We start from the raw sequence: 16,873 nt of genomic DNA on the forward strand, positions 1-16,873 counted from the left end.
CAAATCGAGTAAGTTCTAATTATGAAGAGCCTATTTATATAAATTCAAATCCTAAAATAAATAAAATAACAGATGAAAATTTAAAGACTTCTGCTTTAGTTAAAGAAGAATTGACAAATATTTTCATTGAAGATATTAAGTTTTTTAGAAGTCAAAAATTGCATACAAGATTTAATAAAATTGATTTGATTTTAAAAAAGTGGGAGGGTATTTATTATTTATCTCCATATCCCATAAATTCAGAAGAATTAGGGAATTATTATATAGATATTTTTAAAGATTACTTAGACTTCGGCTTTAGTGGAAATAATGATTTTAAGATAGAGATTGAAATTATAGAAAAGGAAAATAAACTCTATCTGTATGATAAAAAGAAATACAATAATCAAATGAGATTAGAAGATGCATTAGTCATAATAACAAAAATAGGTGATAAGAATTATGTCAAATCTAAAATGATTAAGGTTACAAGGAAAGATATAAAGGAAGATACTTGTGGTTATCTTTTTAATTGGAAAAAAACAGTTGAAGAAGTGCCTGATACTAGAGAATAATTTTAAAATAAATGACTATTTATGGAGACTTCAGACAGTGTATAAATTTTAATTATGTTTTGTTATCATGAAGACTTCTTAGAGCAGGAACTACCCCTTATATTATTTTTAATTTATAATGATAACCAAAATGGAAATAACATATACTAATTTTAACGAAAAACCACTGACTGCCCAACAAGTTGCATCTAACGATAGATATATCAAAATTTTCAAGGAAAATAATAGCCTTAGAAAAGAAGAATATTATGAAAATAACATCCTAATTAATACATTAAATTATATAGAGTTCGGGTCTCCACATATAGACTTATTATTAATCAATAATGAGTCAATTGCAATAATTGAGATAGAGAATATTGATTCTAATTATGCTAAATATCATCGTTTCAAATATCATAATGGCATCATAAAAAGTAAAGGTTTATCAGTATATAAAAGTAATCAATTATGTATGATGACTCAAGATTTAGATCTGCAAACTAATTTACCTCTTTATTACACAACGTGTAAATATTATGAAGATCAGATTAATGGGTATGAATTTGAATTCAATTATTATAACACTGGTCAGCTAGCGTCAGTAATTGTTTCAAATGATGCTAAGAGGTTTTATGAACAATACAAATCTAGCGAATTAGAGTTAATTCCAAATTTCGAATGGTGGAATCAATACTCATCATACTACTTAAATGCTGAACCAGCCGTACCTAATGAGATTATTATAGCCTAAATTAAGAAAAAAAAATAACTATTCAGAAGATATTATTAGATAAAGAAAAACACTTATTGTTCAGAAAGGGAAAAAAGTGGGGAAAGACATATCAAGACCTCAAAATTTAGATTAAATCCGTTTCATAGAAGTAAAATATTTTAAACAATTCTGCAACATTTAATGTGACAAAAGAAGAACTATTAAAAAGTTTATATACTAGAATAATAATATATTAAAATGAATACTATGCCACTAGATATTAGATACAAAATAGAAAATATAGATACTTATTTTAGAAAAGACGAATTAAGTGTTTTGCTTTTTTATATAAAAGGTATTAACAACGATTTAGCTACTAAGCTTTATTTTTTGCTAGAAAAAGAAATAGCTTTTAGATTAGAAAATCATTTAAATATTGGAGATCTAGATGCCTTTAATAATATGCTTGCACATTTTGATGCAGGTGATATTGAAGAAAGTATTCAATTAATAACAAATCAAGTTATTCCATCATTGAAAAATGAAACATTGAATATATGGGAAAAATATGGAGGCTTTGATAATTTAAAGGATGAAGTTAATAATGGAAATGATTGGAGTTTTAATTTAAGTATAAATCAAGAATATGTACCTGAGGATATAGATTATTATATTGATATGATAATTGAAATAAAAGAACTTTTACAAAAATCTTTAAATCTTAATACTCCAATATTAGTCATTTATGAAGATTAATTTTTAATCAAATCTTATTCTTCAAATAAGAAAACTACACCTTTTAGCGCAAGTACAAAATATTGACTTTAAAAAAACTAGAAATACTATGAATTATAAAGGAGGTGTTACAACTCTTGAAATAATTCAGATTAATAATAGTATGAAAAGGATTATTACAAATTGTGCAGATTAATCTAGATTTTACCATTCTTTGTGTTCACGAGCGAGACGCTCGCGTAAGCAGAGATTGGGATTATTTTATTAATGATTTATGAATTTGAAAAGGATATTTAGTTTTACTTTTCCTCAATAATTTTGTATCTCTTATCTTCAATAAAAAGTTCTTTAGGTTCTAATTTATCAGGAAACTCAAATAACGCAATTCTATAAATTTCTTTTTTGGGTTTGATTTTTGTTTTCGTATCTATAAAGTAGGCTTGAAGTTTTACAAATCTATATAAGCTATCTTGTTCACTTGAAATGTATACATCAGCGAAATCAAAAATGCAATCTTTTTCACCTTCGTTTTTCAAAGTAAGTTTTAATTTGACAAATTTCATTCCTTCTGCAGCTTCTATCGGTATTCGAGGCATTAAAGGTATTGGATCACCAGGTCTCATATAGTCTTCAGAAACCTTCTCGAATTTAATACTCAAACCTTCAATACTACTATTTTCAGCTTTAAATCCAGTAACGATAATGAAAAGCATTAGCAATATTGTTATTTTAATTTTTGTCATTGATTATATTTTTTATCCTAGAATGCACAGTGCATAATTTTAAATGATATTTTCGTTGTTGTAAAGACTTTAAAAGTGATGCTAATTGTATGTTGTAATTACTTATTCTATCTTTCGATTAATGTGTACAATAATTGGATTTTTACCATCTAAATCTCTTTTATTGCGACCAAATAAACCTATTTCTACATCATTTGGTTTTTTAGGTTTTAATTCTTTTGGATTTACGTAAGTATACATTCCGTATCCATGTCCTGAAACAACCCATCCTTCAGTTTTATTTAAGTGTGTTACACCAAAATCTCCTGCTGCGCCTCCAACATGAACGGGACCAAATTCTTTCATTAATTTGATGGCTTCATTTTCTAAATTCGGAATTGTGTCTGCGTTGTCAAATATTATGTATGTTCCATTTTTAAACAAAACCCAATCCTGAAATTTAGGATTAATAGCAAGTTTTACTTGATTCAGTAAATTAGATTCTATCATCTTATAGATTTTTTGATTGTCAACTTTCTTTTTCTCGGAATTTCTACAACCAAATAAAAAGAAACTTACAAGAATAAGTATTGTTTTAAATTGTTTCATTTATAATTGGTTATAGTATTTTTTGAGTAAGTGTTTTTTGAGTGAAGTCATTAGATTTTCTAGGAACAATATTAGAACAATATGTTTTAAAAACAAAAGGAGTTTTGGATAAATTGGAATGGATTATAGCAATGTGTACGAAGTCGGGAGACTTCGTACAGCACATAAATTATGATGACATTTTTTGCTATCGAGAAGACTTCGAAGAGCGGGCATCTTCTTTTTCATGAAGACTTCGGAGAACTGGAGTTAGAGTACTTCGCACAGTGCAATTTAAGTTTTTATTATTACCTTTATTGTAGCTTTTCAAAATATCTAGCTCCTTTTTCGGGAACTAACATGACAAAACTCGGTGGTTTTTGTTTAATGTAAAGTTTAGAATTTAATATGGTTTTTTGTAAATCTATAATTCTACCATCAACTATTATGTTAAAATTTTCTTTTTCCATTTCTACTACTTTATAAATGCCTTCTGCAATTACCATATTTTTCCCTTTCGAGTAATATAATGTAGCATATTTCCCGAAATGAAATGTAAACTCTAAACCATCTTCATAATGGTAATTAGGAAAATCTTTACTAATCCATGTTCCGACTAATTCTTCTTTTGTAGGTATCATATTTATTAAGTATTAAGATTTATTTTAGTATGTTATCTTTTAGTTTTTTGAAGCTTATTCTGTTGTGTCTCCTTACTTCGAAGATATAATAATATGTAATAACAAATTTAAATATTAAGATTTTGAATAATCTTAGAAATAAGTTTGAACTAGTAAAAAGACAGAAGGCTTTGTATAAGATTTTGCAAAAATAAAGTTACACTATATATTCTTTAATGATTCTCAATCTTTCTTTGATGTTAGATACATCATTAGTTCCATGTTGACTTAATCTATCAAATTCTAATAAATCGTAGTCAGCTTCCTCATAATTAGTTTCAGCTAACTTTCTATTTGCTTTTACTTTATCTTCAAAATTAAGCAATTGTTTTCGAGTAATATTTTTACTTTCTTCCTTCGCCCATTGGAATAAAAAGTAATATACAACCATTGAACCTTGAGTTCTTAAAAGGATATCATTATCAGCAAAACAAGTAATCATAAAATCTAATATAGAAGTTACTTTTTTCTGTACGTCGTTTACTCTAGAAGAGTTTTTTGTTTTATAATTTTTTGCCATTGCATCTAAATAGACTTTTTTAGTGTCTATTAATTTTCCATGCTCTATTTGTGAAATTTCTACTAGTAAAAATCTAGCAGCAACTTCAAAATGCTGATATCTATTATTACTAAATTTAACTTTTTTGGAAAAAAATGTATGAATTGAAACTTCTCTAATTGCTCTAACCATATTACCACCAAAAGCATTTCTTTTTTCCGCTGAATTTAACGGAACAGCTTCATTAAGACGTGAAAACATGTCTTCAATTAAATCAAGATCATCAGTTTGTACACCAATTATTGGAAGTACAAAGGAATCAAACTTTATTTTAATTTTAGGATATTCTTTAGATAAATCATCATAGTTTAGACCTGATAATTTTATATTTAAGTCATCCTGATATTCGAAATAATCTGATAGACAAAACTTTCCTTCTATAAAAGCCCAAATAGTTTCGAGTCTCTGCTTGCCATCAATAATAGCAAAAGATTTTCCTGTTTTACTTCTTTCATCTCTATTATATTGATGAAAGTAAATTTTTGGAATATCATAGTTGTTCAAAATGGAATCTATTAATAATTGTTTTTTTTCTGGCGTCCAAACGCCCCCATTTCGTTGATACTCGGGATCAACTACGATTTCATCTCTTTCTGAATAAATCCTAAGGATTGTGGCATGTTGTACCGCATTTGTTTCAATATAACTCATAATAATTTATTCTTTAAGATTTCCCCTATACTTGCTAATTCTGGGAATAATGAAAATTTATTTACTCCTAACAATGATAACTCTTCTCTAATAACATTTTTGGATGTTGCAGGAATTCTATATTTAATTAATTCTTTTGGAGAACAAAATTCTTCAATTGATCTTTGGTCAAGATGATGAATTGTAAAAACACCTAATTGTGCTTGGATTCTGGTACTATTTCTAGTAGCTATAGTTGCAATCGGTGCTAGTTTATTGCGAGTATTTGATCTTAATGTTTCGACTTTGTAGTTATCTAGTTCAGTATCTTCAAATGAAGGGATGAAATTTTTTTCTAGTGTACTTATGTTGGCTATTTTATTTAACTCAATAGGTTTTAATAACCATAAAGCAGCATCACTTGTATTATTTTCAGATATTGCAAAATATAACGAGGTTAGTGGGCTTTCACTCCAATCTAATAAGCGAGTTGGAACACCATAATGCTGCATTAAAAAGAGCCAATCAAAATCACTTTTAGGGAATGAATTTGTCAACATTGCAGCCGATTGTTTAAAACGAGTTAGTAAAGAACTTTCAGACATCTTTTGACTACATCTGAAAATACCAGGCTCTAGTTTCCAATTAAAATCACTTTGTCCACGAAACCATACATCTTCATCATAATTGGAAATATCATCTCTTAGAAATTCTACTAAATTGCTTATATTACTAATAATTTTTTCAGCCATAAATATTTTTTTAGATAGGAAATATACTAATTATACTTAAAGATTTCTAAATAATTTTTTGGTATGTTATTTATTTGTGTGACAAAACCACACAAAGCCTATAATTTTGAATTAAATGATTTTTTATTTAAGATATACTAACTTCCTAGCCCTGATAGAAGGGAAAATCCTTTTTTATTGTTTTTCTCAATAAAAAAGATTGGAATGATAGCAGGAAATTGCTCCTAAAGAAAGCTTTAAAAAAAAGATAACCACAAAGTATGTCATTTCGACGAAGGAGAAATTTTTAAGAGAAGCTCCACATAGAAAATTGTCAATCTTTGTAGAGTTACTGATGGAGGTTCTTCGACTCCGCTCAGAATGACAAGATTGGGGAGTAACTTTGTGAATCTTTGCGCTTTTTCGCGAATCTCTGAGAAATTTTTAAGCATAAAAAAAGGACGATACTTTATGAGGTATCGTCCTTTAGGGCAATTTTTGATTTGCATTTTTAAATCCTTTCAGATTCTTAAATGCGGGAATTAATAATTGCGTACAGTTCTTTGGGTAATCTAATAAAAAAGAAAGCTAAACGTTGGTTATTCGTTTACAACATCACCTTCTTTAATTTCTTCGCTGGCAAGTTTTATCAGTTTATCATTGGCATTTAAATCACCAAAGATTTCGATTTTATCATCGATTTCTCTTCCTTTTTTCACGTTGATTCTTGCTGCTTTATGGTTTACTACTTTTATAACATAAACTCCTTCGGCTGAACTTACAACGGCAGTTTTAGGTGCTACAAATGTGCTGTCTTTTGCATTTAGCGGAAGCAAAACTTCGGCTACCATTCCTGGTAATAAATCTCCGCTTGTATTGTTTACGTCCATTTCAACACGTTCTGAGCGCAGTTTTAAATCTAATGCTCCCGACATACGTTGTATTTTGGCCTTAAAAGTATCTGGTGATGATTTTACATTAAAACTCATTTCGTCTCCTTGTTTTAAATATCCTGTATATAGTTCTGGGATAGATACGGCAAGACGTAATTTTGTTTGTTCCTGAATGGTTAATAATGGCAAATCCGACCCTTTACCAGATGGGCCAACATAAGCACCTAAGTTGACATTTCTTGCTGTAACAATTCCGTTAAAAGGAGCACGAATTTCTAGATATCCTCTCATAATTGCCACTTCTTTATGTGCTGCAACGGCTGCTTGGTATTGTGCGTAATCAGAATTCTTTTTTCCGTTTGCCATTTCTAAGTCGTTTTTAGAAATTGTTCCTTCAACCTTACTGGTTTCATAAAGTCGATTGTAAGTGCTTTTGCTTGTGCTGTAAATGGCTTCCATCGATTTTAATCTCGATTCGGCAGCAGCAAGTTGCGAACTAATTTCGGGTGCTTCTAATACGATTAAAAGTTGTCCTTTGGTTACTTTCGAACCAATATCTACTTTAAGTAATTTTACAAAGCTGCTTACTTTTGCATATAAATCTACTTGCTGGAAACCAGATAATTCTGCAGGCATTCTCAGCTCAGTTGTTAACTTCTCTTTTTGTAAAAGAAACGTTTCCATTTTAGGTTCTACTTCGGCAACAGCTTCTTCTTTTTTACTCGAGTTACAGCTGCTTAATAAACTTACTGCTACTAGAAATAGCATGATTGATTGTACTATTTTATTTTTCATAAATCTGAAAGTTATTTATTTGAGATCATTTATGTTATCGCTTTTTATTTATTGGTATTGTTTTTTGTGGCGATTCCATTTTTTGGATTTAATGAGGATATATAATGTATGCTTTCTTCGTCTTCAGGATCTAAAGAAACAGATTGTGTTGTTGCTTTTTCTTGCGCCCAAGCAAAAATCAGGGGTAAAATTAGTAGTACTGTAAAGGTCGAAAAGAACAATCCGCCAATAACTGCACGTCCTAATGGTGATACCTGATCGCCTCCTTCGCCGTGACCAATTGCCATAGGTAACATTCCAGCAATCATTGCTACAGATGTCATGATAATAGGACGAAGACGCAATGCCGCAGCTTCACGAGCGGACTCTAATGCGTTGCCATTGTGTTTGCGTAATTGCTCGGCATTGGTAACTAATAAAACCGCATTGGCGATAGAAACCCCAACGGACATGATGATTCCCATATACGATTGTAAGTTTAATGTTGAGCCTGTAATTGTAAGCATTAATAAAGCTCCCAGAACTACTGCTGGAACCGTTGTTAAAATTACCAATGATACCTTGAACGATTGGAAGTTTGCTGCCAACATTAAGAATATCACGAATATAGCAACCAATAAACCTACTTGTAAACTGCTTAAAGTTTCTACCAATACTTTGCTCATACCTATTGGAGTTATGAATAATCCGCGTGGTAACTCTCCTAAAGAATTTATGGTTGCATCTACATCTTTTACTGCCGTTCCTAAATCGGTTTGGCTAATGTTTGCAGTAACTGTAATGTATGGCATTGCACCTAAATTGTCATTCTCACCACTTACAAAACCTGGTGTAATCTTGGCAACATCGCTTAAAACTGGACGAAGCGAATTTTTTAATACTGGAATTTCGCCAATATCGGTTTTGCTTTTCATCAGATTCAGCGGTACCTGAACTTGAACATTATATGATAATCCGGCTCTTTCATCTACCCACATATTTTTTTCGGTATATCTGGATGATGAGGTCGAAGCTACAAGCGAACGTGAAATATCATTCATATCTACGCCTAATTCGGCAGCACGAGTTCTGTCAATATCAATATTCATTGCAGGATAATGTATAGGTTGTCCAATTTGCACATCTCTGAAATAAGATATCTTCTTTAGTTTCTCGACTATTTGGTTGGCGTAAAGCTCATTTCGTTTTTTGTCTTTTCCAGCAATTCGCACTTCGATAGGAGTAGGAGAACCTTGACTCAAAACTTTATCCGTAAGTTCGATTGGCTCAAAAGAAAGCTTAACATCGGGAAGAACCTTTTTTATTCTAGCTCTAAAGTCATCCTTAAAATCATCCATATCGGCATGATAATCTTTTAAACTCACCTGAAAAACAGCTTCGTGCGAACCTGCCATGAATAAATAAATAGGGTTAATAGAAAACAACGATGGGTGTTGCCCAACATATACAGAGGAAATCCCGATATGTTCCTTACCAACCATTTTGTTTAATTCTTTCAGGACAATTATTGCTTTTTCTTCGGTGCGTTCTAAACGAGTTCCGTCGGGAGCACGCATTCTTAACTGGAACTGACTTGAGTTTACTTTAGGGAAAACATCTTTTCCTATAAAGGTAATTAGCACCATTGCAAGACAGGTAATTCCAAGAAGATAGGCGAGAGTTACTCCTTTTTTATGAGGGAACAAACGATCTAAGGTTTTCATAAATCGGATTCTGAATTTCTCAAAAGGACTTATTTTTCCATCATTATTAAAATCGTCTCTTTCGACCATTGCTTTTTTCTGAGTAATCAAATCTTTCTCTGACTCAGGCGTTAATCCGCAATCGTTAAATTCGGCTTCGTCATCGGTAATGCCCGGTTCATGTGCGTGTTTAGGATGCGCTTTCATTAACCAGTTTGCCATAACAGGCACAAAAGTTTGTGACAGTAAAAACGAAATAACCATCGAGAATCCAATTGCTAATGCCAATGGTAAGAACAAAGCTCCCGGAATTCCGACCATGGTAAATGCGGGTGCAAATACGGCAAGAATACAAAGTAAGATCAATAATTTAGGCAATGCAATTTCCTGACAAGCATCCCAAATTGCGAGTGCCTTGGGTTTGCCCATATCAAGATGTTGGTGGATATTTTCGATCGTAACCGTACTTTCATCTACCAAGATTCCTATAGCAAGAGCCAATCCGCTTAAAGACATTAAGTTGATAGTTTGTCCGAATAATTTCAGGAATAAAACTCCTGAGATAATCGAAATAGGAATGGTTAGGATTACGATTAATGCAGCACGTTTGTCACCTAGGAAAAGTAAAACCATTAAACCAGTTAATACAGCTCCAATAATTCCTTCGGTAATTAAACTTTTAACGGAATTGATTACATAAACCGATTGGTCAAACTCGTATGATAATTTTACATCTTCGGGTAAAGTACTCTGAATTTTAGGTAATTCTGATTTTAATTTCTGAACCACATCCCAAGTCGAAGCATCTCCCGCTTTGGCAATACTAATATAAACCGAACGTTTTCCGTTTACCAATGCATAACCAGCAGTAATATCGGCACCATCTTTTACAGTTGCCACATCGCCAAGCTTTAAGTTCTGAACGCTTCCTTTAAACAACGGAATGTTCTCGAAATCCTTAACTTCTTTAATCGTATTATTAGTTGGCGTAATATAGTTTTTATCTCCCATACGCACGTTTCCAGATGGAGCTGTTTGGTTGTTTACACGAATGGCTTCAACAATTTGGTCGGGTGTCATATTATGCGAACGCAATAAATCTGGATCTACATTTACCTCGATTGTTCTTGGGCTTCCGCCAAAGGGTGCCGGAGATAATAAACCAGGAATAGAGGTAAAGGAAGCACGAACGTAAACGTTGGCTAAATCTTGTAATTCATTATTAGATCTTATTTTACTGCTTAATACTAATTGTCCGATTGGTAATGACGAAGCATCAAAACGGATGATAAATGGTGGTTGCGTTCCGGGAGGAAATGCCGCCTGAATTCTGTTCGAAAGTGAACTCAATTCGGCAGCAGCCTGAGCCATATTTGTATTTTCATAATAGGTTAATTTCATAATCATTAACCCTTGAATATTCTTGGTTTCTACCGATTTTACACCATTGGCAAAAGGTAAAATATTGACATAAGTCTTAGCAAAATAAGCTTCCATCTGATCTGGCGTGTAACCACCAAATGGATGTGCGATATAAATAACCGGCAAATTCATTTTCGGAAGAATATCTACCTTGATGTCCTTGATAGCACCAATTCCGAAGAAGAATAAACCTGCAACCAAAACCAGTATGGAAATGGGTTTGCGAAGTGCAAAACGTATTAAATTCATTAGGATCTATAATTAAAATTCATTTATAAATAAGTCAAAATTACCTGTGGCAGCAGCCTTGAGTAAGAAAGATTGCCAAACATTATTATTGACAATATCACGGTCTATTTCGGCACGATTTAACGTATATAATGTTTGGGTAATATCAGTTAATGTCGTTAATCCGTTTTTGTATAAAGTCGATTTTTGCAAATATGCCTGAGCCGCTGCTTTAACCTGAATAGGCGCTTCGACATAATTATCCATCGTGATTTTAATTTTTGCGTCGGCAAGATTTAATTGTGCTTTAAGCTCAGTATCAATCTGGTTGTATTCATCTTGTAGTCCTTGCGAAATAAATTTTTGAGCACTTACTTGTTTGCTTGTTCTAAACGGGGTTGTAAGATTCCAGGTAATTCCAACTCCTACCAGATAATTGGTTCGGTCTGGGCTTATACCATCTATATAATTTCGGTTAAAAGAAGTCTGATCTACAGCATAATCCGAGTTAAATCCTGATGCTCTTGTTTGCAAAACGCCAAACATACTCATCGTTGGGTAATAACCTCTTTTGTATAATTTAACCTGCTGGTTGCTGTAATCAATTTTGCTTTTGTAGTATTGAAGCACAGGATGCAAACTATCGTTAGACTCCGTTGCTTGTATCATTTCTTTCGGAATCTGACTTACAAACAAAGTATCTGGAACAAAATCCTGAGTAGGAACTCCCATTAAAATAACCAGTTTACTGTTTTGTTCTTTTACAAAATCTTTAGCCTGATTTAAAGCGATTTTAGCTCGAGAAACTTCGGCTGTTGCCAATGTAGAATCTACTCCTGCCAATAATCCGTTTTTTACTCTTGCCACAGCAGTGTTCTTAAAAACTACGGCACGTGACAAGTTTTTTTGCTGAGAAATTAGCAAACGTTGGCTTGCAAGTAAATTAAGATAGGCAGCAGAAATTTTAATTTCTTGCTGAAATTTTTCTTGTTGTAAATCATTCTCACGACTTTTAACTTCGACTTTGGCAAGATTAATTTTTTGTTTGATTTTTCCGAAAGTGAAAAAATCCCAATTCATGTTAACCAGATAAAGTGCTCCAAATGAGGCGTTCCAGTTTTGTTCTGGCAATGAAGGTCCAGAAGAGGCAGTTCCTAAACCATTAAAACCATATAAGGCTCCGTTCTGCCCATTTATGGTTCCATAATCTTGTTGTGCAGATAAGTTTAAGTTGGGTAAATAATCCCGGTTTGCTTGCTTTAACGTTTCTTTGGAGGCATTAGCATAATTGCTTTTTGCTTTTACACTACCATAATTTTCAAGACCAATTTTAATAGCATCTTTTAATGATAGTGTTTGGGCAAAGCTTGCCGAAACGGAAAACAATAAAAATAAGAAGGCAATTTTTTTGAAATACATAAAACTCTAAATAAGAAATTATGAAACAAAAATATTTTACTTGAGCCAAAATAGCAGTTGTTAAATGATGTAATGCAATAGTAAATGACGAATTGAATTGGTCATTTATAGGCTGTAAAAACTAAAAAAATGTGGTTAATTTGTAAACTGTTTAAGAATTAAAAATGAATAAAAAATTTAGTAAGATATTGGATAACAAATGGTGGCAAGAAATTGCTGTTATTAGTTTTTCATTTACACTCTACACGTTAAAAAATGATTGGATGTTATTTAGTTCTGTAGCATCTATATTAATGGGCGTTTTTTTTTATTTGATTTTATATATGCATGCCCAATTTAATCGTTTTTTTATACTTCCTATTTTATTTAGAAAGCAAAGACCATTAACATATATATTCTTGACACTTTTGGGAGTATTGTTATTTTCGGTCGTTTTATACGAAATAACGACTTTGGATATGTTTAGCAAATGTCGTTTGTATCAAAACTCTCATCAACGGAGTTATGCCTATCAGTTAGCAAGTGTTTTAGGAACATTGGTGTGTATATTGAGTCCAATAATTGTTTTTAAATTTTATAGGATTCACAAAAAGCAAACCGATGAAACATTGTTGTTTAATCAGATGCAACTAAATGCGCTTAAAGGGCAATTAAATCCTCATTTTTTATTCAATACCTTTAATACCCTTTATGGGATTAGTCTTGAATTTCCTGATCGTACGCCTGATTTAATTATGAAAGTATCACAATTAATGCGTTATCAGTTAGACAGCAGTAACAAACAATGTGTTTCGTTAGAAGAGGAACTTTCCTTTATAAATAGTTACATACAACTAGAAAAGGAACGGGTAGGGTATCGTTGTGATATTACGTATGATTGTAAGATTGATAATGAGAATGCCTATAAAGTTTCGCCAATGTTATTGATTGCTTTTATAGAAAATGCTTTTAAACACGGAACTTGTGCAATAGAAAACTGTTTTGTTCGTATTTTTATAACGGTCGAAAACGGATTGTTGCATCTTCATGTTATAAATTCGATTCCAACCAAAAAAACAAATGTTATTTCGACCAAAATAGGGTTGAAGAATACTATCGAACGTTTGAATTTAATTTATGGCAAAGAATATAAATTAGATATTCAGGATGATAATAATACTTATATCGTAGATTTAAAATTGCAACTCAAGAAGTTTGTATAAAATGAAAGAGCCAAAAAAATGTATTATTGTCGATGATGAGCCTGCTGCGCATTATGTTTTGGCGAATTATATTAAGCAAAATCCACAACTAGATTTAGTTTTTCAATGTTATAATGGCATCGAAGCCATGGATTATCTTAGGGAGAATAAGGTAGATTTAATGTTTCTAGACATTAATATGCCCGAAATAACCGGAATAGAATTATTGAAGATTATCCCAACACCACCAAAAACAATCCTGACTACGGCTTACTCTGAATTTGCTCTGGAAAGTTATGATTATGGTGTTATCGATTATCTGTTAAAACCAATATATTTTCCTAGATTTTTAAAAGCAATTGACCGTTTCTTTTCTATGGAAAACGTTCAGAATAAACCTGCTGAAGTTATTGCCAATACTGTTTCTGTAAAAGTCGATGGACACTTTATCGAACTTGAATTAGAGAATTTGTTGTTTGCTCAAAGTTTTGGTAATTACGTAAAATTACATACTACAAAAAGAATTTATCTGGCATCGATTACAACTAGCGAATTCGAAAAGTGCCTTCCCGAATTAGGCTTTATGCGCATTCATAAATCGTATATTGTTGCTCTGGATAAAATAGAAGCGACAGAAAAAGATTTTGTTGTCATAAAAAAGGAACGATTGCCTATAGGAATCACATATAAAAGAGAACTATCTGATCGCTTGAAGAATAAAAATATTCTTTAAATACTAGTCTTATAAAAGTTTATTTAGACGGATACACAAATTTAAAATTGTGACGAAAAGTTAATCATATAAGTGTTGTAAGTTCATTTAAGTTGATTAATCATGTTATATTTACTTCCAACACTTATATGGTTTAAATAACCTTAATTTGGTGGCTTGACTTGGCGTCTTGGTGAGAAAAATTATACTCTTTCGTAATCACCTTTCCAGTTTGTGATGGATTTCTTGATAGAGTTTCCTGAGAGATTTTCATCCAATGCTTTTTCTATAAGTATAATGAGTTCACTATCTGGACTAAATCGTAATGCAAATATTTGTTCGTCGCTTAATTGTTCTTCGATAAGTTCGAGTCTTTTTCCTGTAAGTGACAAATAGCGATAGCGAAGTTCTAGTTTTACAATTCGGTTTTGTAGTGTTAATGCATAGTGCTGACGTAGCATAAATCCTAATCCGAACAAAATAACAAATATCAGACTTATAAAAATCCAGATAATTGTATCATCTGATGTAAAAGAAAAATAGATGCTAATGACAAGTAAAATTAGTAGTACGGGATAATAAACAAAATGATGAGGTGTATAATACCGAATGTGATTTTTGTACGATTGAGCTTCCATGGGAGTTAGTTTTTTTAAAGGTAATCAAAACTGTAGTTTCTTAAAAAGTATTTATCAATACGTTAAGAGTTTATATAAAATGAAAAACCTTCAAAATATTCATCTTGAAGGTTAGTTTAAAAAAGTGTGACAGTTTATTTTAAGATTACAACTTCTTCTGGCACAACAAATAACATAGTACATCCTTTTTTAGAAAATGCCGAATGTGTACTTCCTGGCGGCATATACAAATAATCACCGCTATTTAATTGGTCTGCGCCAAAGCGTATTTCACCCTCTAAAACATATATTTCTTCGCCAGCCGGATGAACATGGTTTGGGTAGGATGCACCAGCATCAAATTTTAATAGAAAAGTTGGAGGTCTTTGTGTTGATTCGTCAAAGCGAAGGATTTTTACATAAACACCATCTGTTTTAATACCTTCTTCTACTAGTGGTTTCCAGTTTGTTTCGTTGCTTTTTGTGATTTGCTTTTTCATTTTTTTGAATAGTTAAAATTAGAGTTAGTTTTTATTTTTAAGAAGTATTTCGTCAATGCTCCAACGGTATTGTGGCATTGTTGCCAAAAGAAATGCAGCTGCAGAAAATGCAAATACCGAATAATCTAATGGATCTTTAATACCAAAAGAATAGGTCATTGCTAATGCAAATAATAATGTTAAGAAAGTTGCTCCAGTTGCTGCTAATCGGGTTTTGTAGCCTATCAGTAACATTAATGCAAATACCGTTTCTAAGATGGTGCTTAGTATTGCAATAACTGGAATACTGTTTTTGGGAGCAAAAGAGTTTACTTTTTCAGCATAGGCTATAAAGTTTTGCCAGCCCGAAGAATATTCTCCCCATAATCCTAAACGGCTAGAAACTGCCGATAAAAACCCAATTGCAAGTGCAATTCGTAATAATAGTGTTGCTGTGTCCTGATGTTTTTTCATTTACTTAAAATATTAGTAATTGTTAATCAGGACAAAGGTGCGATATGGTTATTCGCTAAAGAATAGAGAATATTGGAAAAAGCATGTACTATTCAATCATGATCTTTTCTTTATATGATTTTGGAGCTATTTTGGTGTGTTTCTTAAAAAAATTAGAGAAGTAAAAAGGATCATTGAAGCCCAACATATAAGCAACTTCTTTTACAGATAATTTCTCGTAGGTAAAAAGACGTTTTGCTTCGGATATGATTAATCCAAAAATTACATTTTGTGCTGTTTTGTTGGTATGAAGTTTAGAGAGTTCGTTTAGTTTAGATTCTGTAGTACCAAGTCGTGTAGCAATATCATTTACTGATAGATTTTTTCCGAAGTTTTTAAGGATCGTTTCTAAAAAGGCAAGAAATAATGCATCGGGTTTATAAATTTCGTCACCACGATTTATTTTAGAGCGATTTATTTCAATCAGGATCAACTCAATTCGGCTGTGCGTAGAAATTAGATATTGATAAGGAGTTTCGGTTAGTTCTTTTTCTATTAATTGTAATTCTTGCAATATGGTTTCACCATTATCTACAGGTATAACTTCATTCATTGCAAAATGGCAAAACAAACCATTATGAAAGATTAATTCGATGTCATTATCATTTTTACAGAAATAATCATAAGTAAATTCAAGAATAATCCCTTTGGCATTATGTATGTTTTTAAAATAATGAATTTGTCCTGAAGTAATAGTAAGAACGGTGTTTTCTGTTAGTACAAATTCATTTTCATCTACAGAAATAGTCACCGAACCCGAAGTACAAAAGATCAAAACATATTTTAAAATTCGTCTCGGTTTCTCTAAACCAATTGTCTTGTCAAAAGTTTTTATATCAATCATTTAGCTTCTTGTAATTTTTGTTTTAATCAAAAGTAAGAATAAATGTTTTGTGTTATATCGCTAAATAATAATTAATTAAAAGGATGAATATTTAAGAAAAAGAAACCATGTAAGTTATGTAAGTTCATTTAAGAGAAGTATTTTAAAAACTTATATTTTCTTAAATGACTTAAATGGTTTTGTGTTATACAATTT

17 protein-coding genes are annotated in these 16,873 nt (G+C 31.5%); 5 read left to right on the forward strand and 12 right to left on the reverse strand.

Annotated features, from left to right (window positions below; genetic code table 11):
- The 3 genes from IW20_RS26495 to IW20_RS24540 form a co-directional block, all read left to right on the forward strand.
- On the forward strand, positions 1-554 hold a 554-nt coding region (locus IW20_RS26495), incomplete at its 5' end, for a hypothetical protein (RefSeq protein ID WP_035628803.1).
- 130 nt (positions 555-684) lie between these two features.
- Positions 685-1,287: a hypothetical protein gene (locus IW20_RS24535; protein ID WP_035628805.1), complete on the forward strand. Its 603-nt coding sequence runs from the start codon at positions 685-687 to the stop codon at positions 1,285-1,287.
- A gap of 228 nt (positions 1,288-1,515) precedes the next feature.
- On the forward strand, positions 1,516-2,004 hold the full coding sequence (locus tag IW20_RS24540; RefSeq protein WP_123869548.1) for a hypothetical protein: 489 nt from the start codon (positions 1,516-1,518) through the stop codon (positions 2,002-2,004).
- Between the two features lie 278 nt (positions 2,005-2,282).
- Here the strand turns inward: IW20_RS24540 and IW20_RS24545 are convergent, their stop codons facing one another.
- From IW20_RS24545 to IW20_RS24580, 8 genes are all read right to left on the reverse strand, one after another.
- The gene (locus IW20_RS24545; RefSeq protein WP_035628809.1) at positions 2,283-2,726 is read right to left on the reverse strand and encodes a hypothetical protein; all 444 of its coding nucleotides are present in this window, start codon (positions 2,724-2,726) and stop codon (positions 2,283-2,285) included.
- 102 nt (positions 2,727-2,828) lie between these two features.
- Positions 2,829-3,314 (reverse strand): hypothetical protein, encoded by a 486-nt coding sequence (locus IW20_RS24550; RefSeq protein WP_035628811.1) that lies wholly within the window; start codon positions 3,312-3,314, stop codon positions 2,829-2,831.
- A 293-nt stretch (positions 3,315-3,607) separates the two neighbouring features.
- On the reverse strand, positions 3,608-3,934 hold the full coding sequence (locus IW20_RS24555) for a hypothetical protein (protein ID WP_035628812.1): 327 nt from the start codon (positions 3,932-3,934) through the stop codon (positions 3,608-3,610).
- A gap of 196 nt (positions 3,935-4,130) precedes the next feature.
- On the reverse strand, positions 4,131-5,183 hold the full coding sequence (locus IW20_RS24560; protein WP_035628814.1) for a DUF262 domain-containing protein: 1,053 nt from the start codon (positions 5,181-5,183) through the stop codon (positions 4,131-4,133).
- Positions 5,180-5,914, reverse strand: coding sequence for an FRG domain-containing protein (locus tag IW20_RS24565; RefSeq protein WP_035628815.1), 735 nt, complete (start codon positions 5,912-5,914; stop codon positions 5,180-5,182). The genes IW20_RS24560 and IW20_RS24565 overlap by 4 nt, the downstream gene beginning before the upstream one ends.
- Positions 5,915-6,492: 578 nt before the next feature.
- Positions 6,493-7,581 (reverse strand): efflux RND transporter periplasmic adaptor subunit, encoded by a 1,089-nt coding sequence (locus tag IW20_RS24570; RefSeq protein WP_035628817.1) that lies wholly within the window; start codon positions 7,579-7,581, stop codon positions 6,493-6,495.
- A gap of 44 nt (positions 7,582-7,625) precedes the next feature.
- Complete coding sequence (locus IW20_RS24575) at positions 7,626-10,934, reverse strand: efflux RND transporter permease subunit (protein WP_035628818.1); 3,309 nt, start codon at positions 10,932-10,934, stop codon at positions 7,626-7,628.
- A gap of 12 nt (positions 10,935-10,946) precedes the next feature.
- Positions 10,947-12,332, reverse strand: a complete 1,386-nt coding sequence (locus IW20_RS24580) for a TolC family protein (protein ID WP_035628819.1) — start codon at positions 12,330-12,332, stop codon at positions 10,947-10,949.
- Positions 12,333-12,496: 164 nt separating this feature from the next.
- Here IW20_RS24580 and IW20_RS24585 point away from each other — a divergent pair, with 164 nt between their 5' ends.
- The gene (locus IW20_RS24585) at positions 12,497-13,534 is read left to right on the forward strand and encodes a sensor histidine kinase (RefSeq protein WP_035628820.1); all 1,038 of its coding nucleotides are present in this window, start codon (positions 12,497-12,499) and stop codon (positions 13,532-13,534) included.
- A 1-nt stretch (position 13,535) separates the two neighbouring features.
- On the forward strand, positions 13,536-14,246 hold the full coding sequence (locus IW20_RS24590) for a LytR/AlgR family response regulator transcription factor (RefSeq protein ID WP_035628822.1): 711 nt from the start codon (positions 13,536-13,538) through the stop codon (positions 14,244-14,246).
- A 182-nt stretch (positions 14,247-14,428) separates the two neighbouring features.
- Here IW20_RS24590 and IW20_RS24595 read toward each other — a convergent pair whose 3' ends face one another.
- The 4 genes from IW20_RS24595 to IW20_RS24610 form a co-directional block, all read right to left on the reverse strand.
- Positions 14,429-14,863, reverse strand: coding sequence for a DUF6526 family protein (locus IW20_RS24595; protein ID WP_035628824.1), 435 nt, complete (start codon positions 14,861-14,863; stop codon positions 14,429-14,431).
- A 134-nt stretch (positions 14,864-14,997) separates the two neighbouring features.
- Entirely contained in the window at positions 14,998-15,342 is a 345-nt protein-coding gene (locus tag IW20_RS24600; RefSeq protein ID WP_035628826.1) for a cupin domain-containing protein, read from the reverse strand.
- 24 nt (positions 15,343-15,366) lie between these two features.
- On the reverse strand, positions 15,367-15,795 hold the full coding sequence (locus IW20_RS24605) for a DoxX family protein (RefSeq protein WP_035628827.1): 429 nt from the start codon (positions 15,793-15,795) through the stop codon (positions 15,367-15,369).
- Positions 15,796-15,883: 88 nt separating this feature from the next.
- On the reverse strand, positions 15,884-16,678 hold the full coding sequence (locus IW20_RS24610) for a helix-turn-helix domain-containing protein (RefSeq protein ID WP_035628829.1): 795 nt from the start codon (positions 16,676-16,678) through the stop codon (positions 15,884-15,886).
- Positions 16,679-16,873 lie beyond the last annotated feature (195 nt).

It is taken from the genome of Flavobacterium hydatis, from assembly GCF_000737695.1.
Lineage (GTDB): Bacteria > Bacteroidota > Bacteroidia > Flavobacteriales > Flavobacteriaceae > Flavobacterium > Flavobacterium hydatis.

Bases quoted from the DNA above. Each gene is read 5' to 3' on its own strand.
- IW20_RS24565 (WP_035628815.1), bottom strand. From the start codon at position 5,914: ATGGCTGAAAAAATTATTAGTAATATAAGCAATTTAGTAGAATTTCTA.
- IW20_RS24610 (WP_035628829.1), bottom strand. From the start codon at position 16,678: ATGATTGATATAAAAACTTTTGACAAGACAATTGGTTTAGAGAAACCG.
- IW20_RS24580 (WP_035628819.1), bottom strand. From the start codon at position 12,332: ATGTATTTCAAAAAAATTGCCTTCTTATTTTTATTGTTTTCCGTTTCG.
- IW20_RS24595 (WP_035628824.1), bottom strand. From the start codon at position 14,863: ATGGAAGCTCAATCGTACAAAAATCACATTCGGTATTATACACCTCAT.
- IW20_RS24600 (WP_035628826.1), bottom strand. From the start codon at position 15,342: ATGAAAAAGCAAATCACAAAAAGCAACGAAACAAACTGGAAACCACTA.
- IW20_RS24545 (WP_035628809.1), bottom strand. From the start codon at position 2,726: ATGACAAAAATTAAAATAACAATATTGCTAATGCTTTTCATTATCGTT.
- IW20_RS24540 (WP_123869548.1), top strand. From the start codon at position 1,516: ATGCCACTAGATATTAGATACAAAATAGAAAATATAGATACTTATTTT.
- IW20_RS24590 (WP_035628822.1), top strand. From the start codon at position 13,536: ATGAAAGAGCCAAAAAAATGTATTATTGTCGATGATGAGCCTGCTGCG.
- IW20_RS24550 (WP_035628811.1), bottom strand. From the start codon at position 3,314: ATGAAACAATTTAAAACAATACTTATTCTTGTAAGTTTCTTTTTATTT.
- IW20_RS24555 (WP_035628812.1), bottom strand. From the start codon at position 3,934: ATGATACCTACAAAAGAAGAATTAGTCGGAACATGGATTAGTAAAGAT.
- IW20_RS24605 (WP_035628827.1), bottom strand. From the start codon at position 15,795: ATGAAAAAACATCAGGACACAGCAACACTATTATTACGAATTGCACTT.
- IW20_RS24585 (WP_035628820.1), top strand. From the start codon at position 12,497: ATGAATAAAAAATTTAGTAAGATATTGGATAACAAATGGTGGCAAGAA.
- IW20_RS24570 (WP_035628817.1), bottom strand. From the start codon at position 7,581: ATGAAAAATAAAATAGTACAATCAATCATGCTATTTCTAGTAGCAGTA.
- IW20_RS24535 (WP_035628805.1), top strand. From the start codon at position 685: ATGGAAATAACATATACTAATTTTAACGAAAAACCACTGACTGCCCAA.
- IW20_RS24560 (WP_035628814.1), bottom strand. From the start codon at position 5,183: ATGAGTTATATTGAAACAAATGCGGTACAACATGCCACAATCCTTAGG.
- IW20_RS24575 (WP_035628818.1), bottom strand. From the start codon at position 10,934: ATGAATTTAATACGTTTTGCACTTCGCAAACCCATTTCCATACTGGTT.